36 protein-coding genes and 1 tRNA gene are annotated in these 24,114 nt (G+C 63.6%); 20 read left to right on the top strand and 17 right to left on the bottom strand.

The genetic code is table 11. The features are described 5' to 3' along the window. Positions 1-186: 186 nt before the first annotated feature. Positions 187-516 carry an HNH endonuclease gene (locus ASE31_RS00370; protein ID WP_057199557.1) on the bottom strand — a complete coding sequence of 110 codons (330 nt, stop codon included), beginning with the start codon at positions 514-516 and terminating at the stop codon, positions 187-189. Positions 517-560: 44 nt separating this feature from the next. On the opposite strand from ASE31_RS00370, the gene ASE31_RS31380 reads away from it, so the two are divergent. The 5 genes from ASE31_RS31380 (at position 561) to ASE31_RS31370 (ending at position 2,324) form a co-directional block, all read left to right on the top strand. Further along, positions 561-917, top strand: a complete 357-nt coding sequence (locus tag ASE31_RS31380; protein ID WP_157412273.1) for a hypothetical protein — start codon at positions 561-563, stop codon at positions 915-917. A 38-nt stretch (positions 918-955) separates the two neighbouring features. Further along, on the top strand, positions 956-1,162 hold the full coding sequence (locus ASE31_RS00365; RefSeq protein WP_057199556.1) for a hypothetical protein: 207 nt from the start codon (positions 956-958) through the stop codon (positions 1,160-1,162). A 55-nt stretch (positions 1,163-1,217) separates the two neighbouring features. After that, complete coding sequence (locus ASE31_RS00360) at positions 1,218-1,481, top strand: hypothetical protein (protein WP_057199555.1); 264 nt, start codon at positions 1,218-1,220, stop codon at positions 1,479-1,481. A 65-nt stretch (positions 1,482-1,546) separates the two neighbouring features. Then, positions 1,547-1,831 (top strand): hypothetical protein, encoded by a 285-nt coding sequence (locus tag ASE31_RS31375; RefSeq protein WP_157412272.1) that lies wholly within the window; start codon positions 1,547-1,549, stop codon positions 1,829-1,831. Between the two features lie 7 nt (positions 1,832-1,838). After that, positions 1,839-2,324 carry a hypothetical protein gene (locus ASE31_RS31370; protein ID WP_157412270.1) on the top strand — a complete coding sequence of 162 codons (486 nt, stop codon included), beginning with the start codon at positions 1,839-1,841 and terminating at the stop codon, positions 2,322-2,324. Positions 2,325-2,467: 143 nt separating this feature from the next. Here ASE31_RS31370 and ASE31_RS00355 read toward each other — a convergent pair whose 3' ends face one another. The 7 genes from ASE31_RS00355 to ASE31_RS00330 all read right to left on the bottom strand — a co-directional run bounded on the left by ASE31_RS00355 (position 2,468) and on the right by ASE31_RS00330 (position 7,563). Next, positions 2,468-3,190 carry a hypothetical protein gene (locus ASE31_RS00355; RefSeq protein WP_082603953.1) on the bottom strand — a complete coding sequence of 241 codons (723 nt, stop codon included), beginning with the start codon at positions 3,188-3,190 and terminating at the stop codon, positions 2,468-2,470. Further along, entirely contained in the window at positions 3,187-3,360 is a 174-nt protein-coding gene (locus ASE31_RS31365; protein ID WP_157412268.1) for a hypothetical protein, read from the bottom strand. The genes ASE31_RS00355 and ASE31_RS31365 overlap by 4 nt, the downstream gene beginning before the upstream one ends. After that, positions 3,360-3,620 (bottom strand): hypothetical protein, encoded by a 261-nt coding sequence (locus tag ASE31_RS00350; protein ID WP_057199554.1) that lies wholly within the window; start codon positions 3,618-3,620, stop codon positions 3,360-3,362. Before ASE31_RS00350 ends, ASE31_RS31365 begins: the two co-directional genes overlap by 1 nt. Before the next feature lie 10 nt (positions 3,621-3,630). Beyond that, positions 3,631-4,998, bottom strand: a complete 1,368-nt coding sequence (locus tag ASE31_RS00345; protein ID WP_057199553.1) for a DnaB family ATPase — start codon at positions 4,996-4,998, stop codon at positions 3,631-3,633. Beyond that, positions 4,991-6,106 (bottom strand): hypothetical protein, encoded by a 1,116-nt coding sequence (locus ASE31_RS00340; protein WP_057199552.1) that lies wholly within the window; start codon positions 6,104-6,106, stop codon positions 4,991-4,993. Before ASE31_RS00340 ends, ASE31_RS00345 begins: the two co-directional genes overlap by 8 nt. After that, complete coding sequence (locus tag ASE31_RS00335) at positions 6,103-6,885, bottom strand: hypothetical protein (protein ID WP_057199551.1); 783 nt, start codon at positions 6,883-6,885, stop codon at positions 6,103-6,105. The genes ASE31_RS00340 and ASE31_RS00335 overlap by 4 nt, the downstream gene beginning before the upstream one ends. Before the next feature lie 93 nt (positions 6,886-6,978). Then, positions 6,979-7,563: a phage regulatory CII family protein gene (locus tag ASE31_RS00330; protein ID WP_235514170.1), complete on the bottom strand. Its 585-nt coding sequence runs from the start codon at positions 7,561-7,563 to the stop codon at positions 6,979-6,981. A 60-nt stretch (positions 7,564-7,623) separates the two neighbouring features. Here ASE31_RS00330 and ASE31_RS00325 point away from each other — a divergent pair, with 60 nt between their 5' ends. Beyond that, the gene (locus tag ASE31_RS00325; RefSeq protein WP_057199550.1) at positions 7,624-7,857 is read left to right on the top strand and encodes a hypothetical protein; all 234 of its coding nucleotides are present in this window, start codon (positions 7,624-7,626) and stop codon (positions 7,855-7,857) included. Here the strand turns inward: ASE31_RS00325 and ASE31_RS30780 are convergent, their stop codons facing one another. After that, positions 7,858-8,088, bottom strand: a complete 231-nt coding sequence (locus tag ASE31_RS30780) for a hypothetical protein (protein WP_082603952.1) — start codon at positions 8,086-8,088, stop codon at positions 7,858-7,860. It lies immediately after the preceding gene. 73 nt (positions 8,089-8,161) lie between these two features. On the opposite strand from ASE31_RS30780, the gene ASE31_RS00320 reads away from it, so the two are divergent. The 8 genes from ASE31_RS00320 (at position 8,162) to ASE31_RS00295 (ending at position 11,822) form a co-directional block, all read left to right on the top strand. Further along, positions 8,162-8,878 (top strand): S24 family peptidase, encoded by a 717-nt coding sequence (locus tag ASE31_RS00320; protein WP_157412266.1) that lies wholly within the window; start codon positions 8,162-8,164, stop codon positions 8,876-8,878. Positions 8,879-8,992: 114 nt separating this feature from the next. Continuing rightward, a complete protein-coding gene (locus ASE31_RS00315; RefSeq protein WP_157412265.1) occupies positions 8,993-9,397 on the top strand; it encodes a hypothetical protein in 405 nt (134 codons plus the stop codon). After that, positions 9,327-9,815 carry a helix-turn-helix domain-containing protein gene (locus tag ASE31_RS33050; RefSeq protein WP_082603951.1) on the top strand — a complete coding sequence of 163 codons (489 nt, stop codon included), beginning with the start codon at positions 9,327-9,329 and terminating at the stop codon, positions 9,813-9,815. Before ASE31_RS00315 ends, ASE31_RS33050 begins: the two co-directional genes overlap by 71 nt. Then, positions 9,812-10,270, top strand: a complete 459-nt coding sequence (locus ASE31_RS00310; RefSeq protein WP_057199547.1) for a hypothetical protein — start codon at positions 9,812-9,814, stop codon at positions 10,268-10,270. The genes ASE31_RS33050 and ASE31_RS00310 overlap by 4 nt, the downstream gene beginning before the upstream one ends. A 163-nt stretch (positions 10,271-10,433) precedes the next feature. Then, positions 10,434-10,700, top strand: coding sequence for a hypothetical protein (locus tag ASE31_RS00305; protein WP_057199546.1), 267 nt, complete (start codon positions 10,434-10,436; stop codon positions 10,698-10,700). Then, complete coding sequence (locus ASE31_RS00300) at positions 10,697-11,107, top strand: hypothetical protein (protein WP_057199545.1); 411 nt, start codon at positions 10,697-10,699, stop codon at positions 11,105-11,107. The genes ASE31_RS00305 and ASE31_RS00300 overlap by 4 nt, the downstream gene beginning before the upstream one ends. Beyond that, positions 11,104-11,229: a hypothetical protein gene (locus ASE31_RS32920; protein WP_255357655.1), complete on the top strand. Its 126-nt coding sequence runs from the start codon at positions 11,104-11,106 to the stop codon at positions 11,227-11,229. The genes ASE31_RS00300 and ASE31_RS32920 overlap by 4 nt, the downstream gene beginning before the upstream one ends. Beyond that, complete coding sequence (locus ASE31_RS00295) at positions 11,226-11,822, top strand: hypothetical protein (protein ID WP_157412264.1); 597 nt, start codon at positions 11,226-11,228, stop codon at positions 11,820-11,822. The genes ASE31_RS32920 and ASE31_RS00295 overlap by 4 nt, the downstream gene beginning before the upstream one ends. A 149-nt stretch (positions 11,823-11,971) precedes the next feature. Here ASE31_RS00295 and ASE31_RS00290 read toward each other — a convergent pair whose 3' ends face one another. Then, entirely contained in the window at positions 11,972-12,601 is a 630-nt protein-coding gene (locus ASE31_RS00290) for an Arc family DNA-binding protein (RefSeq protein ID WP_157412263.1), read from the bottom strand. A gap of 84 nt (positions 12,602-12,685) precedes the next feature. Here ASE31_RS00290 and ASE31_RS30770 point away from each other — a divergent pair, with 84 nt between their 5' ends. The 4 genes from ASE31_RS30770 (at position 12,686) to ASE31_RS00275 (ending at position 15,382) form a co-directional block, all read left to right on the top strand. After that, positions 12,686-12,871: an Arc family DNA-binding protein gene (locus tag ASE31_RS30770; RefSeq protein ID WP_082603950.1), complete on the top strand. Its 186-nt coding sequence runs from the start codon at positions 12,686-12,688 to the stop codon at positions 12,869-12,871. Then, positions 12,868-13,755, top strand: coding sequence for an ORF6N domain-containing protein (locus ASE31_RS00285; protein WP_057199542.1), 888 nt, complete (start codon positions 12,868-12,870; stop codon positions 13,753-13,755). The genes ASE31_RS30770 and ASE31_RS00285 overlap by 4 nt, the downstream gene beginning before the upstream one ends. Before the next feature lie 224 nt (positions 13,756-13,979). After that, positions 13,980-14,957: a hypothetical protein gene (locus tag ASE31_RS00280; RefSeq protein WP_057199541.1), complete on the top strand. Its 978-nt coding sequence runs from the start codon at positions 13,980-13,982 to the stop codon at positions 14,955-14,957. After that, the gene (locus tag ASE31_RS00275) at positions 14,954-15,382 is read left to right on the top strand and encodes a hypothetical protein (protein WP_157412262.1); all 429 of its coding nucleotides are present in this window, start codon (positions 14,954-14,956) and stop codon (positions 15,380-15,382) included. Before ASE31_RS00280 ends, ASE31_RS00275 begins: the two co-directional genes overlap by 4 nt. Positions 15,383-15,410: 28 nt before the next feature. Here the strand turns inward: ASE31_RS00275 and ASE31_RS00270 are convergent, their stop codons facing one another. Beyond that, positions 15,411-15,740 carry a hypothetical protein gene (locus ASE31_RS00270; RefSeq protein ID WP_057199539.1) on the bottom strand — a complete coding sequence of 110 codons (330 nt, stop codon included), beginning with the start codon at positions 15,738-15,740 and terminating at the stop codon, positions 15,411-15,413. Positions 15,741-16,171: 431 nt separating this feature from the next. On the opposite strand from ASE31_RS00270, the gene ASE31_RS00265 reads away from it, so the two are divergent. Both ASE31_RS00265 and ASE31_RS00260 read left to right on the top strand, forming a co-directional pair. Next, positions 16,172-16,384, top strand: coding sequence for a hypothetical protein (locus ASE31_RS00265; protein ID WP_057199538.1), 213 nt, complete (start codon positions 16,172-16,174; stop codon positions 16,382-16,384). 2 nt (positions 16,385-16,386) lie between these two features. Then, entirely contained in the window at positions 16,387-17,550 is a 1,164-nt protein-coding gene (locus ASE31_RS00260) for an Arm DNA-binding domain-containing protein (protein WP_235514169.1), read from the top strand. Between the two features lie 67 nt (positions 17,551-17,617). Here ASE31_RS00260 and ASE31_RS00255 read toward each other — a convergent pair. From ASE31_RS00255 to ASE31_RS00230, 6 genes are all read right to left on the bottom strand, one after another. After that, positions 17,618-17,710 (bottom strand) — tRNA-Ser (locus ASE31_RS00255). A gap of 61 nt (positions 17,711-17,771) precedes the next feature. Continuing rightward, the gene (locus tag ASE31_RS00250; RefSeq protein WP_057199536.1) at positions 17,772-19,040 is read right to left on the bottom strand and encodes an aspartate kinase; all 1,269 of its coding nucleotides are present in this window, start codon (positions 19,038-19,040) and stop codon (positions 17,772-17,774) included. Positions 19,041-19,185: 145 nt separating this feature from the next. Beyond that, positions 19,186-20,154 carry a tRNA lysidine(34) synthetase TilS gene (gene tilS / locus ASE31_RS00245; protein ID WP_057199535.1) on the bottom strand — a complete coding sequence of 323 codons (969 nt, stop codon included), beginning with the start codon at positions 20,152-20,154 and terminating at the stop codon, positions 19,186-19,188. A 114-nt stretch (positions 20,155-20,268) separates the two neighbouring features. After that, positions 20,269-22,122: a methyl-accepting chemotaxis protein gene (locus tag ASE31_RS00240; RefSeq protein ID WP_057199534.1), complete on the bottom strand. Its 1,854-nt coding sequence runs from the start codon at positions 22,120-22,122 to the stop codon at positions 20,269-20,271. A gap of 158 nt (positions 22,123-22,280) precedes the next feature. Further along, positions 22,281-23,255 (bottom strand): acetyl-CoA carboxylase carboxyltransferase subunit alpha, encoded by a 975-nt coding sequence (locus ASE31_RS00235; RefSeq protein WP_057199533.1) that lies wholly within the window; start codon positions 23,253-23,255, stop codon positions 22,281-22,283. A gap of 116 nt (positions 23,256-23,371) precedes the next feature. Next, positions 23,372-24,055 carry a DNA-3-methyladenine glycosylase gene (locus tag ASE31_RS00230; RefSeq protein WP_057199532.1) on the bottom strand — a complete coding sequence of 228 codons (684 nt, stop codon included), beginning with the start codon at positions 24,053-24,055 and terminating at the stop codon, positions 23,372-23,374. Between the last annotated feature and the right edge of the window lie 59 nt (positions 24,056-24,114).

The following is a 24,114-nucleotide window of genomic DNA, read 5'->3' as shown; positions in this document are numbered from 1 at the left end:
GCGTAGGGCTCGCCTACCGGGCGCTTCCGCTTGGGGCCTTTGCGGTCCTTGAAGCGCTTGGAATCATGTTGCGCGGCGCCAGAAACCTGGGCCTTCGCCTGAGGTGTTCTGGCTCGGGGCATGGGTCAACCTTTGAATTGCGGATGCGCGTGTTTAGGGGACAGGCCGGTTTCCAGGGCAAGACCCTCAAACTTTGACCTCCCCCGGGGGTATCTGGTCGATTGGCCACCCATCGGCCCCTATCGCCACCCATGGCCTATGCCCCAGGTCGCGCCGCGTCTTGGCCTCGTGGCACCCATTGCGCAGGCACAGCACCTGGCAGTTCTCGTCGGTGTCCTCGCCCCCATTGGTCAGGGCTACCGTGTGGTCCAGCTCGAACGGACGGTCAGTGCCGGCGGTGATGTCGGTCAGGTCGCCGCAGTTCGCGCAGTGCGGGTTCTTCGTCCACACCCGCAAGCGGCGAGCTTGCAGCGCACGGCCCCGAATACGTCCGTCGGCGTTGTCGTACATTCCCATGCCTGCAACCTCGGGTAATCTGTGCGCCCAACATAGGAGACCACATGCTCGTATCGCTGACTGAAGAACTGCGTCAACTCAAAGCGAGAGCCGAAGCCCTGCAGATCTTGGGCCGACGTGGAACATCGGATTCACTCGCTGAACGAGAGGCGATTGCAGCCTACGCCGCGCTAAAAAACGATTTAGCGGATCGCATGAAGCGGCTGGATCGTGGGGCTTTCGAGGGCTCAAAACGCTGGTACGAACTGGCATTCGAAACCGCTATCAGGAACGCTCACATCGCAATGAAAAGCCCAACAAACACCAGTCCAAAAAATCCTGGATGGGCCAGCTCTGTCGTGAACCTGAGATTCGAAATCGACTATCAATTAGACAAACTCGAGCGAAGCCCCGACGAGTGATACGCGATACTGGAAGCTCTATCACACTGGAGAAACCCATGCCACACACCATCCGCGAACTCGATCCCTTTCACCAGAAGGCCGCGAACATGGCCGCGGCTATGGCGAAAGAGCAATTCAGTTACGCCAAGCAGATAGTGCAAGAGGGCAATCCTGAAAATCCCAACGATGAGGAACTCGTTGCAGCGGTTCTTCAGGCAATCGCCACAAACTACCTGGCGTTCATCACGAACGGCAAGGGCTAGCCATCTTCGCTACAGACTCTACGATTGCAGCCTCATCCCAACTAGGAGATTGGCCATGGACCGCCTTGTGATCGTTCGCTTCTCTATGGAGAAATCTGGAACTGAGATCTACCAGTTCACCCAACCTCTTGGGAGCTACATCGATTTGCCGTCGCCTGGAGACCAGGTCTTCGTGAACCACAGGGGGAACCCCCTACCCTTTTCCGTGGTCACGATCAATCGGGCCTACCTGTCCGACACCCACGTCATTACCGTGGCACTGGCAATCCCGGCGAAGGTGCCGCACACGTTTATCGAGAAGTACGACGGGCTTCACTAACAGGGCAGCGCAGAGATCGGAGCCTAGGGATATCAGCCTGTCTTCACCACTACCGGGAGAGTGAAATGCAAAAATCCGTCGAAGAAAGAATCACCTCGCTTGAAGCGAAGGCGGAGTTTCAATTGGCCAACTCGCTTGCACTGCAGACCGTACTGATCGCCGCATTGCAAACGGTGAACCGAGATGTCGGCAGCAAGGCATATTTCACCGAAAAGCTGAAAGCCGCCGCTGCAGGCTCATACGACCACGCCCTAGGTCAAGCATGGAGCGATCAAGTAATTGCCATTCAACGTCAAGGGATGGCAGCCTTTGTGGGTAAAGAGATCGCAGCAGCTGCCGGCCTTCCCTGAGCAATCAATGTTCAAGCTTCAACTCGCGAGGCGAACCTTGCGAGCGGATATGACACTCACTCGGGCGCCTATGGCAGCAAAAAAATCGACCGTATCCAAGCCAGCCGCAAAGCCAAAAAAATCGCCGCATCAGCTAGCTCAGTGGGCCGCTTACGAAGCGCTATGCGCCCAGCGCGAGCACGAGGCCAAGGCGCGACAATCAGTCGTCGACGCCCAAGTCGCCACCGCAAAAGTCGCGGCTGACAAGCTCGCGGCAATCGAAAGCCTCCGACTTGGCGCTTCAATGTTCCACGAGGCAGAGCAACTGCGAAAGCTCGCGGACGCAGTTCTAGAACGCTTGGACCCCCATGCGCCGGTCGAGGTGATGACGCAAGCGACGCGATGGCGCGCACGAGTTTTCGAACTCGCTGAAGGCATCGATCCCACAGAGGAAATTCTTGCAGGCTTTGCCAAGAGCGCTGAAACGACAAAACCCGCCGAGGCGGGTTCTTGAGGGCGAGCGAGTCCGTCGAGCTTTTCCGGTCCCTACTCTCCGCAGGGTGGTGCTTCATTAGGCCTGAGCCCATGGACTGTCACCGATAGACGCCGATATTTCTGGCGTCTGCGTTGACGGTCGCAATGCTACCACATCCCGACCTACTGCGACACGGGCACCTTCCCAGCGGCCTGCAGCTTCATCCTGTGCACCCCCTTCAGCGCCACGCGCGCGCCGCGCCGGGCGTGGTCCACCTGCTGCTCGATGTGGGCCGAGATCTCCCTGCCGTCCTCCCCGTGGGGGATCAGCCGCCGGCCGGTGCCGTGGCAGGCCTTGCATGGGGTCTTGCTCTGGTAGTTGGTGCCCGGCACAAGCTGCCACATGGTGCCCTGGCAGGCGGTGCAGTTCCGGTCGGCCCACCAGGCCAGCACGTCCAGCAGCTTCTCGGCCGGCGGTGCAATGCCCTTGGCCACCACCCAGGGCAGCAGCCCCGCGTGAGGGTCCATCAAGGCGGGAAGACTCTTGAGGCGGCCAAGGATGCGGCGGCGCTCCACGGCCAGGTGCTGCTCGGCCAGGGCACGGGCGCCGGGGATGTCCAGGCTCTCCACCGGGCGCCCGCCCTTGCGTCCCTTCTTGCCCATCAGCACCCGGGGCATGCTCTCGGCCAGTCGCCTGATGTCGTCGGGTGTCATGCGCTGTGGTTTGGCCGTGCCGTCCCATTCGGTCATCAGCTGGTAGACCAGCCGGCCCAGGGGCGCGGGCGCCTTGCCGGCGGCGATCAGCAGGTCAACGTCGCCGCGACGCTCCAGGTTCACGGAAAGGTCGCTGCTACTGGCCGCGCTGGTCAGGCGTTCGTCAAAGGTGGGGATATGGCTCGTGGTCATGAGGTCCTTGGGTCAAAGGGTTTGCCGGGCCCGGCGCTCCACCTCGGCCCGTTGGTCGCGGTGTGCCTGGCGGCGGTGGTGGCGGCGGCGCTCTCGCGCGGCACGGTGCGGGCCAGCACGTAGGTGCCCGCGAGCAGCAGCAGGAGAAAGGCGAGGAAGGCGTACTGCATCAGGCCGGCACCTCCTCAAGGGGAGGAAAGTCGGCCAGAGCGCCGCGGGCCTGCTGGCGCTGGCGCATGGTGCCGCGCACGGCCGTGGCCGCCTGGTGGCATTCGTCGTCGGTGCCGAAGTAGATCGGCACATAGTCCATGCGGCGATCCGTGGCGTAGGCCTGGCGGTTCTCGCTGAGCATGTCGGCGATGGGCTCGATGTGCATGCAGCACTGGCTTTGGCTCCAGAGCAGCGCGTGGGTTTGTGTGGGTGCGGGCATGATTTCCTTCTCAGAAATTGGCGGCTCGTGACCGGGGCGGGGTTGCCGAAATGGCTGTGTGCTCGGGGATAGGCCCCATCCAGTCGCCCATCTGCTGGTACTCGCCCAACAAGTGCAGAGGTACAAGACCCTGTGGCCCGTTGCGGTGGGCAACGATCTCCAGCTCGCAGAAGCCTTTGAACTTGTCCAGCTTCTTGCTCATGGGGTGCGCCCAGTCGTTGAACAGGAGCGCCACTTGGTCGGCGGCGGCCTCGATGGCCCCGGAGTCGCGCAGGTGGGTCATCTGAGGCCGGCCGTAGTGCTCGTCGGCCTTGCGGCTCATTTGGCTCAGGAGCACCACGGCGATCTGCAGGTCCAGGGCCATGGCCTTGATACCGTTCACGATCACATCCAGCTCCCGATTTCGGCTTTCCTCGCCGCCGCCTGCCATCAGCTGCAGGAAGTCGATGAACAGGACGTCGAGGCCGCTTTCGCGCCTGACCTTCAGCACCTTGCGGCGGATGTCCATCAGCGTCAGGTTCCCTTGCTCGTCTTGGTGCAGGCGTAGATCGCCGAGATTGCGCGCTGCCTCGGACACACCGGACCACATCCCCGCGTCTTCCGGCTTCGCGGCCAGGATGCGCCCGAGATCCACCCCGCCGCTGGCCGCCGTATGGCGGTGCATCAGCTGGATGATGTTCATCTCCTGGCTCAGGAAGAGCACTCCGTGCTCGCGCGCCATGCTGCGGGCCATCGCCAGCGAGAGCGCGGTCTTTCCGTGCTTCGGCCGGGCCCCGATCACCATCATTTCGCCGCGGCGTAGTCCGCCGTTCAGCATGCGGTCAAGGCCTCCGATGCCGGTGCGAATTGCAGGGTTCTTCCCCTCGCTCAGTTCTTGCAGCACGCCGAGGTATTCGACCAGCGACTCAGCCATGCTCTTGGGCTCGCGCCGGCCGCGCACGGTCGCCAGCTTTCCGAGCAGCATCTGGGATTTGTCGATCTGCTCGGTGGAGTTGTGCCCCGGTGACATGGCGAGCCGCGCGATCTCGTTCCCCACCTCCATCAGCTTGCGCAGGCGATGGCAGTCCAGTACCGCGTTCGCGTACATGCGCATGCTGGTCGGGCCCGGCGAGTAAACCGCCAGGTCGTGAACGGCCTGGATCTCCGTATCGGCTCCCTCGGCTTGGAGCTCAAGGTGAACCGACACAGCTTCGACAGGATGCCCCTTCGCGTACAGGCGTTGGATCGCCCGAAACACCTGGCCATGGAAGGGGTCGTAGAAGGCATCGGGTTCGAGAGGCGGCAACTTTGCCATGGCGTCGGCGTTGAGCAGCAGCCCGCCCAAGACGGCGGATTCGGCCTCCAGGCTAACGGGGATGGCGAGGCGCTGCTCACGCATGGCTGACCTCCTGCGCATCTGCGTGGTAGTTGCCGGCGAGCACCTTCTCGAAGTTTCCGAGGGTCATCAGCCATCCAATGTCGGCCGTCCACTTCCGCTCGCCCCCCTTGGTGCCCAGCAGGAACGGGGCCTGGCCCACGTACTCGAAGAAGCGACGGAACCAGGCCACGCCCTGCTCGGTGGTGGTCGCCATGCGCTGGCCAGCGTTTTCACCGGTTTCAGCGTCGGCCGTCATGACCCAGGCCCAGCGCTGGCGCATCGCGGCCGCATTTTTGCCGCCAACGAACAGCGAGCGCCGAGGCTGGGGCAGGGTGGGCAGCGCATGGGCATAGGCGTCCAGGAGCCGGTTGTACGGGCACGGTGGCACCTGCGCTGACGCCTTGGGGCCGCCCTCCTCGCTCGCCGGCTCGATGCCGTCCAGGCCTTGCTGCCCGGGTTCGGCCGAAACGTTGACCGGCGCCGCGCTGTCCGGCGGCAAAGCCGACGAAGACCCGGTAGGGTCTGGTATTACTTCCTGCTTACTGCTTACTGCTTCCTGATTGTCGGTAGGCTTCCCGGTAGGCTTCGCCGAAGGCTTTCCGGTAGCCTTTCCGGCGGCCTTTCCGGTAGGTTCTCCGATTTGCTGCTCGGATTCGGAAATCTTCAATGGGCACGCGGACTTGAAGGCGTCAACGAACCCTTGCCCCAGGGCGCTGAGAGCGTCATGAAGCGCGGTCCACACCTCCGTTTTCAGGTCGCATTCGGGCACCCGGGCCCACATGGAGCCCCAGCTTTTCACCACGTTCGGAGACTGTGGAAGGTTGTGCTTGATGGCGTTCGGCACAAAGATCAGGCGGGCTTTCCAATCGGCTTTCGCCAAGCCTTCCCGGTAGGCTTCCGAGAAGGCTTCGTCGAAGGCTTCCACCTCCCATCCCAGCATCTCGGCAAAGGCCAGCCGGCCGACGGGCTGCACGCCTGGAATGTGGGTGGACTGCGGGCCGACCATCAGCATCAGGAACAGCGCCTGCCCTGATGGTTGCAAGGGGGTGAGGTTCAGCACCTTGCGGTCCGACCAGGTCGCTGTGGAGACCTTGCGGTAGGGGTTGACGGTGGGCTGGTCGTGACTCATTTGGTGCCGGCGTCCTCGGATGCCATGAACTCGCGGGCAAGGCGGGCCACGTCGTCCATGTCGAAACCGCCGCCATCGGTCGAAATGTCATTGAGCTTGGCCACGGCCGCAGCCTTGAGCAGGGCTGTGTGCACCTCGTTCTCGCGCACCAGGTCGCTGAGACCGTGCTCGCGCACGGCGTTGAAGATGTCGCCCAGGTGCATGCAGCGCCAGAGGTAGGCCTGGGAATTCGCGATGCCTTTCTCGCGCATGAAGGCCACTGCAGCCATTGCGCTGCGGTTCATTGGCATGTCCATGAGATACACGCCTGGAGCCCCTGGCTCTGGTCCCGCCAGGGGCTTCTCGCGGCCTTCCTGCCACACCTCGAGCACGGCGATGAAGGTTTCAGGATCACAGGGCGTGTGGGCGCCAGCAAGCCAGTTACTCATGGTGCCCTTTGCCAATGCTTCTGCTTCGGCGGAACAGTGCGGGTCGTTCTCCACGGCCTCGTATTTCGCCTCCCACTCGGCAGAGATCGCAGCGGCCTCGGACTGCACCTTCGTGAGCTTCGCCACCAGTTCGGGGATGAGGGTGTGCTCCATCGGAATGAAGCGCGGCAGGGGGTCGTCCAATTCTTGCGAGACCAGCACTACGGCGCTGAGGTCGCCCGCGTACACAGCCAGCTTCTGGTCCGGGGTGTCGATGAGCACGGCGCCGTCGTCGCGCAGGTCCTGCCAGCTTGGCGGGGCCTCGTCGTCTGCATAGATCGGGCCGTCGGTTTGGGGGGAGATATCAGGCATTTGCCACCTCAAATGAAAGCACCACAGAAAAGGAGCCAACGGCCAGCAGGTGGTGGAACTGCGTGCGGGAGCTACCCGGGCCGTTGGCGAAAATCAGACGGCTGACACAGGCATGCGGATCTCCACGCCGTCGGGAAAGCGCACAGTGGCCACGGAGGGCGCGGGCAGCTCGTCGCGCATCTGGCGCACCGGCAGGGCGACGTGCTCGGCCTTGGGCTTACCCGCTGCGTTGACGGCGCGCGCGGCCTGGCGCAGCTTGCGCAGGGCTTCTTCGGCCTCGGCGATCTCCTGCTCGATGGACGCCAGCTCGTTGTCGCTGATCACCCCATCGGCCAGTGCTTCAATGAAGGTGCCGGTGACGTCGCCAGCCTCGCGCGCCAGGGTGGACACGCGCTGCATAGGGCTGAGCTTCAGCTCGGGCGTGGTGTCCAATGGGCGGAACTCGCCGCCGCACTCCTGGGCCACCAGGGCCGCATAGTCGTGGCAGTGCGGGGAGCCGGCCTCCACGCACAGGCGGGCGATGGCCAGGGCATCCAGCGCGCCCAGCTTGTGGGAAGTGGCGCCGGACAGCTCTTTGCGGGCCACCTCTTCGTTCTTGCCGATGCGCAGAGCAGCCACAGCGCGCCCGCCCGGAAGGTTGTCGACACCGCGGCGCAGTGCATCAAGAATTGCGGTCATGTCCGTGATTCCTTTTTCTGGACGTGGACGAAAGAACGGGCGGGTCCGAAGATCGAGCCCATGCACACACACAACACCCCAAACCCCGGCCTGCTGCACACCTCGGCGCGCAGCAGCGTTTCAGCCCAGATCGACGCCACCACGGGCGCGCGCCGGCACGTCGTGCAGACGTCGCTGATGGAAATTCGGTGGGTGGCGGGCGAGTACCGGGTGCAGTTCGGGATGCGCACCGTGCATCCAGATCCGACGCGCATCGCGGCACACCGCGCGCGGCGCGTGCAGCGGCGGGTGTGATCAGGCATGCGCCGGCTCCTTGGCGCCGGCCTGCTCCACGACCGAGGTGGCAGCAACGGTGTCGATGCCCTCAAGTTCCTTGGGGCGTGCAAGCTCCAAGAACATCATTCGCGGTCGGGGGATGCCGGTTTTCTTCCAGTTGGTGACACTGGGAGCAGAGATGCCGAACAAGCGCGCTACAGCAGAAGGGCCGCCGAGCGCTTGAATGATTTGGGTGGCTGGTGCGTTCATAGGGAACACATCTTAGCCTGAGCTAAAATTAAACGCAAGCCCAGGCTAATAGCCGGTTTGTTAGGCTAAGCTAATGACTACTTTGCAACACCGTTTGGCTGAAGTGTTCCCGGAGCCGCATGCTCGGGGCTTCAAGACAGAGATCGCGAATGTGTGCGGTGTAACGCCAGCGAGCGTGTCGAACTGGTTCGGCAACGCCGAGAAAGTGGCCACGATCAGCCGCGAAAACGCTGAAAAACTGGTCGCGCACTACAAACTGGCCGTGGCTCCAGCTTGGCTGGCCGAGGGCAAAGAGCCGAAGTACCCAGCAGAAGCACCTCGCCCGAACCGTTTAAAGGACGCGGGGGCGCCCATAGTCGTAAAGGCCCTGGAAGATGACTTCGTGGCGGTGCGCCGGGCGGATGTGAGGTTTTCCAACGGAGCCGGTGAGATCTTCTATGAAAGCGACGACAAGCCCCCATTGGTGTTCCGCATGGACTTCCTCCGCAAGCTCGGGATCAGGGCTGGGAAGGCGGTGGTGGTGGACAGCAAGGGGATCAGCAACGAACCCAAGATTCGCGACCGGTCGGTGGTGCTGGTCAATGCCGGCGACCACGAGCACCTAGATGGTGACTTCTTCGCCTTTCGCTATGACGGCGAGTTGCTCATAAAAAGGTTGGAGCGTGTGGAAGGTGTCGGTATCCTCGCGACTGCCGAGAACTCCGCGTTCCGACCGAAGTCCAAGCTCTATACGGATCTGAGCGACTTTGAGGTGATCGGCCGGTGTGTGTGGGAGGGTGCTGAGCTTTAAGCCCACAATCCGAAATGAACTATTCGAAACAGGAGGGGCAATGAACTTGTCGGTGAAGGCTCTTGATAAAGTGCCACCTAGTCCTGATATCATGAAAGATATATAATGGCGGGCTTGGCTACGATCGAGGAGTTCGAAGAGGATCTCGAAGCTCTCTACGAAACCCACCCCGATGTCGCTGGCCTTATTGATGCTTTGATCGAAGAGCTTGGCAACGATGAGGACTACCTTCAGACGCTCCTGGACGACGTGCCCAAATGGCACTTCATGTACCAGCCTGCATTCGAGTTCAAGCTCTTCAGCGAGGCGCGGAAGTCGAATCGATCTATCTACTCGCTCAAACTCTATGACCTTGACGGAAGCAAGATTCCGTTTAGGGTCTTTGTGACGTACGACCGTGCAGTCAACGAGTACCTAGTCCTATCCGTCCAGCCCAGGAAGACATGCTATGACACATCTACAGCAGACTATAGAGACCTCTGTGATCGCTATGACAGGCTCAACATTTTTGCCCATTAGCGTCTCTCGCAATGCCGTCATGGGGCTGCAGATCACCCCAACGATCATTGCCCTAAATCGTCGGTTCGAGTCGCCTAGCACGACGCGAGGCATTTCTGCGTCTGCCCGGGCCGCGCGCATACAGAGCAATCCCCTGCGTGCTGAAGGAATTCGACAAGGTCGGGCCCGTTTGGCGTCACTCACTGTTAGCCGTAACAACGGCGAAGCCAGTTTGGCTACGCTTCGAATGGCCGCGGGCCTCTCCCAGGCTGAGCTCGCCGAAAAAATTGGGATACAGCAACCGAACCTTGCTCGGCTCGAGAAGCGACCAGGTGACCCGGTGAAGTCGACACTTCAGAAGCTTTCTACTTCTTTAGGTGTGGACTTTCCCACACTGCTCGCAGCAATCGACGTGTCGAATAGAACCCCTCAATCATGACGACATCCCGCTACCTGCACTGCCTCTACGCCGAAGAGGTCCGCCAAGAGACGAGCGGACAGGCAACGATTGTCGGCATGTTTCAGGGCGGTCTGAGAGCTCCGGCCCTCCCGACAACGATTGTAAAGTTGGCGATCTTGGCCACCCTTTTTCTTCCGCGAGATGAAGTCCCCAAAAGCTTGGTCCTCGAAGTATTGCTGTACGGAAAAGTGATCAACACAATGGACATCCCGTCTCCGTTCATCAACGAAGGCTTTGAGGCCAAGAAGGAAAGCGCCGAGTACGTTGGACACGCAATTCAGCTCGTGGTGGGATTTGCCAACTTTCCTGTTACCGAGCCAGGAAAGCTGGAGGTGCGCGCGAATGTTGACGGCGTGTTGCTTTCTGGGAACGGGCTAGTGATCGAGGTCGCGAGCGAAAGCACTGAGAAGCGGCCCGTGTTGCAACTGCTGTGACCTTTTAAGCAAAGATCTATCGACTTGAATCCGCCCTAGAGGCGGATTCCTGCTTTCTAGACCTACAAAAAATTAAATTAGCCCAGGCTATTGACTTAACTTAGCCTCGGCTAAATAATCACTCCGTCGCGCCGCATTTCGCGGTGCCCAGACGGAGTGATCAATGTCAGCTTCCACTGCCCAGCCGGGCAACACCACCAAGGCCGTGCCAGCGGCTGCCGAGGTGTTCACTCGCGCCTTCTTCGCCGGGCGTGAGCCCCGCAGCGAGGCCTACCGGGCCGGAGTGCTCGACACGCTGCGCCACCGCTTGGAAGGCGTGTCGTTTCCCGCAGCGCTGCACCCAGCCGGCAGCGCCGAGCGGGACGCCTATTTCGCCGGGGCAGACGAAGGCCGCGCACTGGCCACCGCAGCGAAGGAAGCAGCGGCATGAGCGCGCTCTCCCTCGCCGAGATCTACCGCCGCCATGTAGATGGCGATGAAGAAGAGCGCCGTCGGCACGCGCCCAAGAAGACCCGCAAGGTCTTGGACACCGCGACCGTGCTGTCCACCGACAGCGACACCCTGGCCCAAGCCCGGCAGGCCCGCGCCCAGGGCCGCTGGGCTGACGCGGCGCGCCTCTTCACCGCTGCGGCTGATGCCCTGCCCCAGCCCCACGGAGTGGCCTGCGCCACCGCCCTGACGCTGCGCCGCGATGCGCACCTGTGCCTGGCCTTTGTGCCTGCGTTCAAGGCCCACCGCGAGCACAACAAGGACGCCAGGAACATGCACGCCGCCGAATGGCAGCGGCCGGATGGCGCTCTCGTGCACCGCCTGGTGGGCACAAGGAGCCCCGCATGAAGACCATCACCACCTTCTGCCGCCTGGCCGATATGCGTCGCCGCGCTGGCGCGAGCCCCATCACCTCGATCACCTGGGCCGCCGGCCTGCTGTGGCGCGCCCGCCGGGGAGCAGCGCTGTGAAATTCGAAATCACTGGATCCGAAACCGGGGCGCAGCTCATCAAACAACTGGTGGGCCTGCGGGCCCTCGCCAGGCTCTATGCCCGCCTGCACAACGCCAACCGGGCGAACCGCAAGGGGTGGCAAGACCTGCTCAAAGAGTACCCAGGCAACCAGCGTATCGAGAAGCGCGCGGCCGAAGGGATCGCGTTGGCCAATGAGCGCCTGCTGGAGATCCGCTTCGATGGTGTCTGGCTGGGTCAGCATCTGAGCGCTCTGTGCGGGGAACTCGACAAGAAGGCGCCCAGGTCGGCAGTGTTCGACGCGCTCAATGTGGGCACGAAGGATCGGTGCTCAGCAGAGGTTCAGGAGTATGGCGATACCACCATCAACCTGATTGCCGTGCTGGCCCTGGAGAACTCGGCCACCGGCAGCGAGGACATCGAAATCCAGCCCCTCAACTGGTGCTGCACCCAGGCCCTCATGCACGCGATGCGCACGAACAGGGAGATGGACAAAGCCGCGCACGATGCGGCGAACGAGGTATTCAACGGTGCCTTCGGCGACTTTCAGGAACGGACCCCTATGGAGTACCTGACAGGGAGGGCTGTTTGATGAAAAACGCGGCTTTAGTGCCCGTAGCGGGCGGTAAGCACCCCTTTTGCGCCGGGCGTGGTGGGCAGACTTGCGGCATGCCAAAACCACACCAGCTTTCACGACTTGCTCGCAAAACCTGCGATTCGCCGGTTTTGCTCTTCTCAAGGTCAGGTTTTGCGATTGCGTCTGGCCGGTACGGCACCGAAGAGCGGAGGCGGGTCCTCTTGCGGGGCTCTGGGAGTAGCCCTTTTAGCGGGTTTGAGGCTGGCTTTGAATGCGGCAATGCGGGCTGGGTCTTCACCTTCGGCCTCCATTTTGCTCACGGTGGACGCGACCAGTTCATCAAGTGCAGCCCTCATCTCGTTGTTCGCTTTGGCCGACCGCTCTATCACCATGTTCGTGTGGCCAGAAGCCCTGTTCTCGTCCGCTTCGCGCATGAGCGTTTCAGCCTTTTGCACCAACTCGGCAAGCACATCCGTTGGCCCATCGATTTCGATGCCACGGCGCTTCAGTTCGCCAAGTACCTCAAGGAACCCCAGGGAGACCCGCGCGCCGGCCATGAGCTGGCTTTCAGCAAGCATCTCAGCCATCACGGCGCGGTGTTCGGCTCGCGCGAGGGCAATTCCAAGGCCTTGCAAGCCGAGGTCACCGGGACCTTCCCCTGCAATGGATCGCTCAAGGCGGTCTGTGATTTCGGCATTCAAGCTGCGCCGGGTAAGCGCCGCCTCCGATTCCAATCGGGCGCGAAGCTCCGGAGTCATTCGCAAAGGGTACGGCGGTTGCTGTTTTGGTTCCATCCTCCGATCATCGATTCTTTTTGATCCTTTTTCAAAGAATCTAATTGACTCAATCAAAAGAATCTTTCAGAATCACAAAACGCCATGACTACCGAACACCAACAGTTGCCCCCGACGCCAGTGCGGTTGCCCCCTGAGTTCAAAGCTCAGTTGCAGGCCGAGGCGAAGGCAAACGACCGCTCGCTGAACGGCGAGATCCTGGCCCGCCTGCGCTCGACCTTCAAGGCCAAGCGCTCCACCACCACCCAGCAGAAAGGACAGTCCCAGTGAACAACGCCGTGACCATCGCGGGCATCCCCTCCACCCGCATCGCTTACCGTGACCGCACGGTCTGCACCACGCAGCAGCTGGCGCAGTTCTACGGCTGCGCCGACCGCAACCTGACTGACAACCAGCAGCGCAACGCTGAGCGCTTCGAAGAGGGCAAGCACTTCTTCAAGATCGAGGGTGAAGAGCTGCGGGCATTCAAGGCTCACTACCCCGCAGATAGCGGTGTAGTGGCAGAGCGTGCTCCCCACCTGATTCTGTGGACCGACAAGGGCGCGGCGCGACACGCCAAGATGCTCACGACCGACAAGGCTTGGGAGGTCTTCGAGGAGATGGAGGAGCGCTACTTCGAAGCGCCCGCCAAGATGAAGCCCGCTCGCGTGCGCGGCCGCACTCCGCTGGAGCAGGTGAAGATCATCAACTTCGTCGGCGATTCGTTGAAGGCAGTGCCTGGCGTGCGCCTCGGCATGGTCGCAGCAGCGAAGCTGAAAGCCTTCCAGGAGCACACCGGAATCGACTTCAGCGAGTTCCGCCGCGCGCTCCCGCCCGTGGCGCTGGAGCATATGGTCCACCTGAACCCCACGGAGATCGGCGCCCGCGTCGCAGAGCAGACGGGCCGGGCGAAGGTCAGTTCGCAGGCTGTGAACAAGGTTTTGATTGCCCTGGGCTTGCAGCGCCAGGCAGAGAGCGGCTACGTCCTCACCGAGGCCGGGAGCAAGTACGGCGAGGCCCACGACTTCAGGGCCACCAATGACCACGGCGGCATTCAGATCGACTGGTGGGAATCAGTGGTGGACGTGGTGCGGGACAACCTGCCGGCCGAGAAGCCGAAGCGCGCCGCGCCGGCTCCAGCCCCCGCGCCAGAGCCCCAGGGCGCCCTGTTGTGAAAACAGTGAAGCGCATCAATGAAGGAAAACCACCCGACCGGGGCAAAGTAGGCCCCACCAAAAGCGAAGCCCCGGAGCAATCTCACCTGCTCCGGGGCCTCTAGATCAAAAACCTGGAAGGACTTTCAACCATGGCGAACTCTATCGCAGATGCGCCTTCGCGCGCAACCACGGCCGGAACGAGGCCAATGAAGGGAGCCCCTGCCCGCCCCCCAGTCCCGCCCATGCGCCGCGTGGAGGGCCCAGCGGGCGATCCAACCGAGGCCACTGCGCCCGAGCAGAGCCCCAGCCTGATCGTGCTCACGCTTCGCCCCTCGGGACAGAAGTTCAACGGCAACGTGAGCGAGCGCGCCGAAGAGGCCGGCTTCAAGTACATCCAGCCCACCACGCTCGGCTATGCCCACCACGACACGGGCAAGGAGATCGCGCGCCTTGTGGGCGCCCGCAGCAAGTTCCTCGACGGCAGGCCCCCCGAGGAAATCCAGGTTCACATTGATCCCGAAACCTGCGCCATTCACCCGTACGCTGGGGCCGACCTGTTCGCGATGCTCGAACGCTACGCCGTCCTGATCAACGGCACGCTGTGTGATGGGCTTAGCAAGTACCTGATCCCAAGCGAGCGGAAGGCTTTGCAGGAGCACATCGACACGGTGATGGCGCGGCGCGCGAAAGTGGACCGCCTGGCCCGGACCATCACCATGCCCGACGGCGAGCGCAGAGAGCTGAGCGACATGTTCTTCTCGTTCACGGTGCGCCGCGAAGCGGGCTCCACGAAACGAGTGGATCGCAAGGTGTATTTTGACGTGGCGCCCATGGAGGCCTGGGAAGGCGCTGCGCACGCTGGGCGCATGGTGCAGGCCATCGTTCAAGGGTTCAAGAACCACAAGGTTCACCATCCAAATATCCGAATGATGATCCTCGAAGCCGTGCGCAAAATGGAAGCAGGGCAGAGCTACTTGAACTTCAACGCCCCTTCAGTCGCGAACGTCACCGTTGAGTTCCTGGAGATCATTGAGGTGCTGGTGAAGATCGGCGCGGACAATCTCAATCCAAAGTGGCTCCAGAATCGAATTGACCAGAACGTCCACCTGCAGGAGTGCGTCAAGCGAAATCGAGCAAAGACGAAGCTCGAGCAGGTGGAGAACATGCGCAAGGGCCGCGAGGCCGCAGCGGCGCGCCGGGCTGCGGAGGGTAAGGCATGAGCACCACCGCAGCACCACGGAAGGCCCGCGCGGCCGCGTCCGAGGCGCCCGTCGTAGCGGCACGGGTGCTTGCCCCATCACCGCCGGGCCTCGACTACAACAGCGCTGAATTGGCGTATATCCGTCTGGGCGAGGCCGAGGCAGTCATTCGAGCAGCCGCCGAGGACGGCACGAGCCCCACGCTGGGCAGCGCGCTCTGGGCCGCCGCACGGATCACCGATCTGGCCAAGGACTGCATTCAACTGGGCAAGCCCGTGGACTGGAGCGCGCTCAGCGCGGCCGGCGCCCTGCTCTCCCAGGCCGAGGCAGTGCTCGAGCTGGTCACCAAGGACAACGAGGATGTGCTGGCCGACGCGGGCCTGACGCTGCTGCACGCTGCACAGGAGCACATCAGCGCCGCCGAAGGGGAGGTGCGCCATGGCTGACCGAATCGAGATCGCCCCTGGCCTGCCTTCAGGCTGGGACCTTTCCCGCGCCCGGAGCGCCGAACCCGGCATTAAAGCTAAACGACTCGCCACGCCCAAGCAGATGCAGGGCGTCGCTCTGGCGATAAAGCCGCTCAAGCATGTTGCTCCAAGCGATGCCGCGAACAAACGCAGCCCGGCCGGTGTAGCCAGTCCAGTAATTCGTATCGAAATCGATCCAAACAGCTGCGCAGGTGGAATTGATCTCCGGGTCCATTTGAAGAAGCAAGCTGTTTCGCCAGCACGCTCCAAGCCCGTGCTCACTCCTGAAATGGGCCAGCTTCTCTGCAAACTCGATCCTGCCTTCGTCGTGTGTCATGGCGATCTCCGGAGCAGTGACTTGGCCAGTATGCGCCGAGCGACTTGGAATAGCCAACAAGAACTAGCAATACGTCTTGCCGCTAAAGCTGCAGACCCAAGTTCTCGCATGCGAAAGGGCCTCGTCTTCGGATTCAAAGGACGCAAAGGGCGTCACGTTGTGAACCTTCCCATCGGGAAGTTCGACCGACACCACAGACCACTTTTCTTGACGAGCCAATGTGACCCAGCAGGTGCTGTGCTCATCGCATCGCAGGCGATGTTCGGTTGTGATGAAACTCATTGGCTGACCCCGGGAAGGAAGACGGTTCACTCTATACGAACACCTGCCGGAGTCAAAGATATGAAGTGCAGCGACGTACATAGGCGCCTAGAGGGCCTGGTGCCGCCCTCTGAGGGCACGCACCACCAACCAGCAGGAGGACCACCGTAATGGCAGCCCGATTTGTTCGCATCGCCAAGTTCTGCGAGGACACCGGCTACACGGTCAGCGCCGTGGAAACGAAGATCGCGCGCGGCGTCTGGATCGAGGGGCGGGAGTGGATCCTGGCCCCCGACAACAACCGATTTATTGACATGGAGGGATTTAACCGATGGGTCGCAAAGCAACATCCGGAGGTGTTAGGGCCAGTGGCAACCGCATAGAGGTGCGCTTCGTGTGGCAGGGCAAGCTGGTTGCGCCCTCGCTGGACCTGCGCCCCAACGCCGCAAACCTCAAGCACGCCGCGCGCGTGCGCGCCCAGGTGGTGGACGAGATCAAGCGCGGGACTTTCCGGTTCGCCGATCACTTCCCGGACTATCGCAACGCACAGGCCCACCAGCCCGACAGCGACACCGAGGCGCGCGACTTCGCGGCCTGGGCCACGGTCTGGGAAAGGCTGTCAGCCCGCACGCTGGAGCACTCCACGCACCTGATCTACAAGCGGCACATGAAAGCCTATTGGCTGCCGGCGTTCGGCCACCTGCGGCCCGAGCGCATCACGCACGAGATGGTGCTGGAGCACCTAGCGGAGCTGGCCATACCGCGCCTGGACCTGAAGACGGGCAAGCAGCTGCGAGGGCTGGGCCGCAAGACGCAGAACAACATCCTAATCCCGCTGCGGGGGGTGTTCGAACTCATCTGCAAGCCCCCCAGCCGCGTGCAGGACCCGACCGAGGGCATCGCCAACCAGAAGACGCAGAAGGCCAAGCCTGACCCCTTCGCGCCCGATGAGGTGGACCTGATCCTGCGCGAGCTGGCGAAGCGCTACGGCGCCGAGGTGGCCGACTATTTCGAGTTCAGCTTCTTCGCTGGCCTGCGGGCATCCGAACAGATCGCGCTGCGGTGGGACGACGTGGACCTGCGCCAGCGCACGGTGCTGGTGTGGCGCACCCGGGTTATGACCCAGGACAAGGAGCGCACCAAAACCAACGTGGAACGCACCGTGGAGCTCAACACGCGGGCCGCCGCCGTGATCCAGCGCCAGCGGGCCAGGACGGCCATCCGGGGCGCCGAGGTGTTCCAGAACCCGAACACCGGCGAGGCGTACCAGGATGAGCAGTCGCAGGGCCGGGTGTGGCGCACCACGCTGCGCGCCGTGGGCGTGCGCTACCGAGCCCCCAAGGAGTGCCGCGACACCAGCGTGACCCTGGCACTGATGGCCGGGGCAAACCCGATGTGGGTGGCCATGCAGCACGGGCACAGCGTGCAGGTGATGATGCGCGACTACGCGAAGTGGATCCCGAGCGCCGACCGGGGGGCGAACCTGGCGGCCGTAAACGCCTCGATTGCAGGGCCCGCCGAACCAGATATTGGTGTGCAATTGGTGTGACGCAGGGGAGCCCCGAGCGCAGCAAAGAAAAAAGCCCCGCAAATCAAGGACTTGCAGGGCTTTATCTTGGCGGAAACGGAGGGATTCGAACCCTCGATGAGGCTCTACACCCCATACTCCCTTAGCAGGGGAGCACCTTCGGCCACTCGGTCACGTTTCCAATCCAGCTATTATGCCCCATTTTTGGGGCACTTCAGCCGAGTTGGGGGCTGATGGGTCGATCAGGCAACCGGCTGGTCCAGCTCGAAAGCCTTGTGCAGCGCGCGCACGGCCAGCTCGACGTATTTTTCGTCGATCACGACCGAGGTCTTGATTTCCGAGGTGGAGATCATCTGGATGTTGATGCCCTCTTCGCTCAGCACGCGGAACATCTTGCTGGCCACGCCGACGTGGCTGCGCATGCCGATGCCGACGATGCTTACCTTGCAGATCTTGGCGTCGCCCACGACTTCCTGCGCGCCCAGCTCGGGCACGACCTTTTCCTTGAGCAGCTCGATGGTGCGCGCGAAGTCGCCGCGGTTCACGGTGAAGCTGAAGTCGGTCTTGCCGTCCTTGCTCAGGTTCTGGATGATCACGTCGACTTCGATGTTGGCATCGGCCACGGCGCCCAGGATCTGGTAGGCGATGCCTGGCTTGTCGGGCACGCCCAGCACGGAGATCTTGGCCTCGTCGCGGTTGAATGCGATGCCGGATACAACGGCTTGTTCCATTTTTTCGTCTTCCTCAAAAGTGATCAGCGTGCCGGACTTGGCTTCTTCGTTGATGTCGATGTCCCAGGGCGTGAAGCTCGACAGCACGCGCATGGGCACCTTGTACTTGCCTGCAAACTCCACCGAGCGGATCTGCAGGACCTTGCTGCCCAGGCTGGCCATCTCCAGCATCTCTTCGAAGCTGACGGTGTGCAGGCGGCGCGCTTCGGGCACGACGCGGGGGTCGGTGGTGTACACGCCGTCCACGTCGGTGTAGATCAGGCATTCGGCGGCCTTCATCGCGGCGGCCACGGCCACGGCGGAAGTGTCAGAGCCCCCACGGCCGAGCGTGGTGATGTTGCCGTCGTCGTCGATGCCCTGGAAACCCGTGACGATGACCACCTTGCCATTGGCCAGGTCAGCGCGCACGCGCTGGTCGTCGATGGACTCGATGCGCGCCTTGGTGTAGCTGCTGTCGGTGCGGATGGGCACCTGCCAGCCGGCATAGCTCACGGAGCCCATGCCTTCGGCCTGCAGCGCAATCGCCAGCAACGCGGACGATGCCTGCTCGCCGGTGGAGGCCAGCATGTCCAGCTCGCGGTTGTACGCCTCGGTGGCGCGTGCGGGCGCAAGCTCCTTGGCCAGGGCGAGCAAGCGATTGGTTTCGCCACTCATGGCGCTGGGCACGACCACCAGTTGGTGGCCTGCGCGGGCCCACTTGGCCACGCGCTTGGCGACGTTGCGGATGCGCTCGGGGGAGCCCATCGACGTGCCGCCGTATTTGTGAACGATCAATGCCATTGGATTTCTGGGGTGACGAAACACTTGCCACGGCGCCGGTTGGACACTGTTTTGGCGCGCCGCTGTTTTTCGTGCAGATGGGAAAGCAGGGACCGGCCCGTGGTTTCCTGCCGAAACCACGCTGGTTTCATCAGGACGACACGGATCAGTCCCCAGGGACCAAAACCTGGGGATTGTACCAATCGAGCCCGGTGCCCGAGCGCACGACGAAGCCCGCACCCACCTTGAGGTGGATGCGGTGGCCCCGCGTAGTGCAGGCAGCCACCTGGCCGAGCAACTCGGCCAGCTGCGCGGCACTGGGCGTGGTGCGGTGCGCGCTGCGCAGCCAGTGGCGCAGCACATTGGCCTGGCGGGCACGGGGGAGGGCCTGCAGCGCGGCCAGTTGCGGCGGTACACCCACCACGGCCAGGTCGGCCTGGGCGACCTCGTCGAGCAGCGCACTGGCCTGCGCGGCATTGTCGGCAGACCGCGCAAACGTGTCGCGGAACGCAGGGAATGCGGCTTCGAGCACGGGCAGGATCTGCGCGCGGATGCGGTTGCGGGTGTAGTGCGGGTCGGCGTTGGTGGGGTCTTCCACCCACGCCTGCCCCTGTGCCTGCAGCCAGTCGCGCACGGCCTGGCCCGGCACGCGCAGCAGCGGGCGGTGCCAGGGCAGGCCCGCGCGATCCCACCGGGCGGGCATGGACGCCAGGCCCGCCACCCCGGCCCCGCGCGAGAGGGCCAGCAGCAGTGTCTCCACCTGGTCATCGGCATGCTGGGCCAGGGCGACCGCTGCAGCGCCCGCCATCGCCGGGGCTTGCAGCGCTGCCTCCAGCGCCGCGTAGCGGCCCTGGCGCGCGGCGTCTTCGGGGCTCTGGCCCGGCTGTGGCCGGGCGTCGATGTACTGCACGGCCAGGGGCACGGCAAGGCGCGCGCACAAGTCCACGCAATGCTGCTCGAAGCCATCGGCGGCGGCCTGCAGGCCGTGGTGCACGTGGATGGCCCGCACCTGCCCCGGCCAGCGCCGCGCGCAGGCCAGAAGCAAGGCCGTCGAATCCGCCCCGCCGCTCAGGCCCACGGCCAGCGGCAGCACGGGCGCAAAGGCCGCCATGGCGGCGTCGAAGGTCTGGGTCATGGGATGGTCATGCCGCGCCCTCACCCGCGCGGCCTGCAAAGGGGCAGGCGCAATGGAGCAAAGGGACGGGGCGGCAACGCATGGCTGCCGATTATCGGTGCGCGCGCTGGCGCCTCAGCCGTGCGGCGCGCCAAGCCGGGGCGCCGCGTGCGCGCCCCCATCGGCCGACAAGCGGAAGGTGCCCACCACCTCCGACAGGCGCACCGACTGGTCCTTGAGGCTTTGCGCCGCCGCCGCGCTCTGCTCCACCAGGGCGGCGTTCTGCTGCGTCATCTGGTCCAGGTGCGAGACGGCCTGGCCCACCTCGTTGATGCTGGTGCTCTGCTCGTTGGTGGAGGCGGTGATCTCGGCCATGATGTCGGTCACGCGCTGCACCGAGTTGACGATGTCTGTCATGGTGGCGCCGGCATCGTGCACCAGCCGCGAGCCGGTGGCCACCTGCTCCACCGAGGCGCTGATGAGCTGCTTGATCTCCTTGGCCGCCTCGGCGCTGCGCTGCGCCAGGCTGCGCACCTCGCTGGCCACCACGGCAAAGCCCCGGCCCTGCTCACCGGCACGGGCGGCCTCCACCGCGGCATTCAGGGCCAGGATATTGGTTTGGAAGGCTATGCCGTCGATGGTGCCGATGATGTCGCTGATCTTGCGCGACGCGGCGTTGATCTCGTCCATGGTGCTCACCACGTTGCCCACCACCGAGCCGCCATGCCGGGCCACGCTGGAGGCCTGGCCCACCAGCAGATTGGCCTGGCGCGCGGCCTCGGCGTTGTGGCGCACGGTTTCGGTCAGCTGCTGCATGGAGGCCGAGGTTTCTTCCAGGCTGGACGCGGTGAGTTCGGTGCGCCCGCTCAGGTCGTGGTTGCCGGTGGCGATCTCTTCGGCGGCCACACGCACCGAGTTGCTGGCGTCGCGTATCTGCGCCAGCACGCCCGAGAGCTTGCCGGCAAAGCTGTTGAAGCTGGCCGCGATCTGCGCCAGCTCGTCCTCGCCCTGCGCGTCGATGCGGCGCGACAGGTCGCCGTCGCCCGCCCCGATCTCGTGCATGGCATCGCGCACCAGCGTCAGCTGGCGCAGCCGCCGCGACAGGATGCCCGCCAGCACCACCAGGGCCACCAGCAGCACCACGATGCCCGTGCCGATGGAGGTGCCCAGCATGGTGCGGATCGGCGCCATGGCCTCGCTCTCATCCTGCGCCACCACCAGCATCCAGGGTGTGCCAGCCACAGGCGCCACACTCAACAGCCGGCTGCGTCCGCCAATCTCCGAACGCAGCACGCCCTTGTCCTTGGCGACCTGCAGCAACTTCTCGGCGCTCAGATCCTTGGAAAGGTCCGTCACTGGCTTGAGCGTGAGCGCCACGTCGGGGTGGGCAATGATCTTGCCATCCGACGCAGCCAGGAAGCCGAAGCTTTGCGGCGTGGGCCGGATCGAGGCGACATTGGCCACCACCGACTCCATGTAAACATCGCCTGCGGCCACGCCTTTCAGCGCCGCGCCGCTGCCCACGGGCGCGGCGAAGGTCACCACCAGCTTCTGGTCCGACGCGGAGATATACGGTGGCGTGACCACTGGCGCGCCAGCCTTGGCGGCCTGTTGATACCAGGGCCGCGCTGTGGGGTCGTAGTCGGGGGGCAGGCTGCGCGCTTCGGAGAACACGTATTTTTTATCCGCATAGCCGAAGTACGCGGTGCTGAACTGGCCTGCATCGCGCAGCATGGCCAGGGATTTGGCGGGCTCGGCCTCGGCGAAGGACTGCACCGACGCGACGATGATGCCGCTTTTGGCGCGCGCCCACTCGGCAATGGTTTCGGCGTGGCTCTGCGCGGTGGCAAGGCTCTCCTCGGCCAGCGAGGCCTGCGCCTGGGATCGCGCCGTGAGGTAGTTGGCCACCGTGAGGGCCAAGAGCCCCGCCACCAGGCAGGCAATGGAGACCAGGAGGATCTGGCCCTTGAGAGTCTTCAGGAACGACATGGTGCCCCTTCGATCCACCCACCACCCAGCAGGCGATCCACCATGCTACATCCGGTTACCGTTGGGGCGCCAGAGGGTTGGCGCCCGCGCCTTCCCGCCGGCACAAAAAACAACAACGGCCCGTGAAGGGCCGTTGTTGTGGGGTTGGAGGCAGAGGCTCAGCGCTCTGACTTGGTATCGCTGAAACGGCCGTAGCTCTGCAGGCGCTCGTAGCGGCGGTCCAGCAGGTCCTTGGTCTTGAGGTCCGCCACCTGGCGGAAGGCATCGCCCAGGGCGCGCTTCAAAAAGGCGGCCATCTGCTTGTGGTCGCGGTGGCCACCGCCCACGGGCTCGCTCACGATCTTGTCCACCAGGCCCAGGGCCTTCAGGCGGTGGGCGGTGATGCCCAGGGCGTCGGCCGCTTCCTGGGCCTTTTCGCTGGTCTTCCAGAGGATGGAGGCGCAGCCCTCGGGGCTGATCACGGAGTAGATGGCGTATTGCAGCATCACCACCTGGTCGGCCACGCTGATCGCCAGCGCGCCGCCGGAGCCGCCTTCGCCGATGATGGTGGTGATGATGGGCACTTCGAGTTGCGCCATCTCGAAGATGTTGCGGCCGATGGCTTCGGACTGGCCGCGCTCCTCGGCGTCGATGCCTGGGTAGGCACCAGGCGTGTCGACGAAGGTGAACACTGGCAGCTTGAACTTCTCGGCCGTCTTCATCAGGCGCAGGGCCTTGCGGTAGCCCTCGGGCTTGCTCATGCCGAAGTTGCGCATCGCGCGCTCCTTGGTGTCGCGCCCCTTCTGGTGGCCCAGCACCATGCAGGCATGGCCGTTGAAGCGTGCCAGGCCGCCCACGATGGACAGGTCGTCCGCATAGTGGCGGTCACCGTGCAGTTCCACGAAGTCGGTGAAGATGTCGCGCACGTAGTCGAGCGTGTAGGGGCGCTCGGGGTGGCGGGCGATCTTGGTGATCTGCCAGGGCGACAGCTCGGCGTAGATGTCCTTGGTGAGCTGCTGGCTCTTCTTGCTCAGCTGGTCGATCTCTTCCGAGATATCGACGGCGCTCTCGGTCTGCACGTAGCGCAGTTCTTCGATTTTGGTTTCGAGTTCGGCAATCGGCTGCTCGAAATCCAGAAAGGTCTTTTTCGCCAACGTTGTTCTCCTTGGGTCGCGCCGGGGGCGCGTGCCATGAATGAGGCACGCACTGTAACCGACGCGTTACGAGTTGGGTTTGACGCCTGTAAAGAAATGGGCCCTGGAGCGGGCCGTCAGTACGACACGACGGGCTGCGGATCCATGGATCGCCAAATATACCAAGTCGCCACGCTGGCCCATGGCTTCCAGGCCTCGGCGACTTCGCGGGCTTCGCTGCGGCTCACGGTTTCGCCCGAGAAGTAGTTGTGGCTGATGCCGCCGATCAACCCCACGTCGTCCAGGGGCAAGACATTGGGGCGCATCAGGTAGAAGATGAGGAACATCTCGGCCGTCCAGCGGCCAATGCCGCGGATGGCCACCAGCTCGGCAATGATGGCTTCGTCGTCCATCGAGGCCCAGTCCTTCACGTGCAGCTTGCCGCCGTCGAAGTGCAGGGCCAGGTCGACCAGGTAGTCGACCTTGCGGGCCGACAGGCCGGCCGCGCGCATGTCGTCCACCTTGAGCTTGAGCACGCTGGCCGGCTTCATGCTGCGCGGCAGCTGGGCAAAGCGCTCCCACACGGTCTGCGCGGCCTTCACCGAGATCTGCTGGCCCACGATGGAGCGCGCCAGCGTGGTGAAGGCATCGCCCTGGGTCTGCAGCGCGGCGTCGCCGAACTGCGGGATCAGGCGCTTCATCACCCGGTCCTTCTTCATCAGGTGCTTGCAGGCCTCGGCCCAGTAGGCGGGCGTGGAAACGGCCACGGCCGGCGCGGCCGCAGCAATCGCGGCAGGTACCAACAGTTCCTCTTTAGCCATTTTTCTTGCCGCTGCCATGGGGGTTGTTCTTGTTCTCTTCGTTCATGCGTTGTTCTATC

Origin of the sequence: Acidovorax sp. Root217, from assembly GCF_001428645.1 — a bacterium.
Taxonomy (GTDB): Bacteria; Pseudomonadota; Gammaproteobacteria; order Burkholderiales; family Burkholderiaceae_C; genus Acidovorax.
Note: the sequence above shows the minus strand (reverse complement) of the source record. Positions and strands in the feature narration are given on the sequence as shown.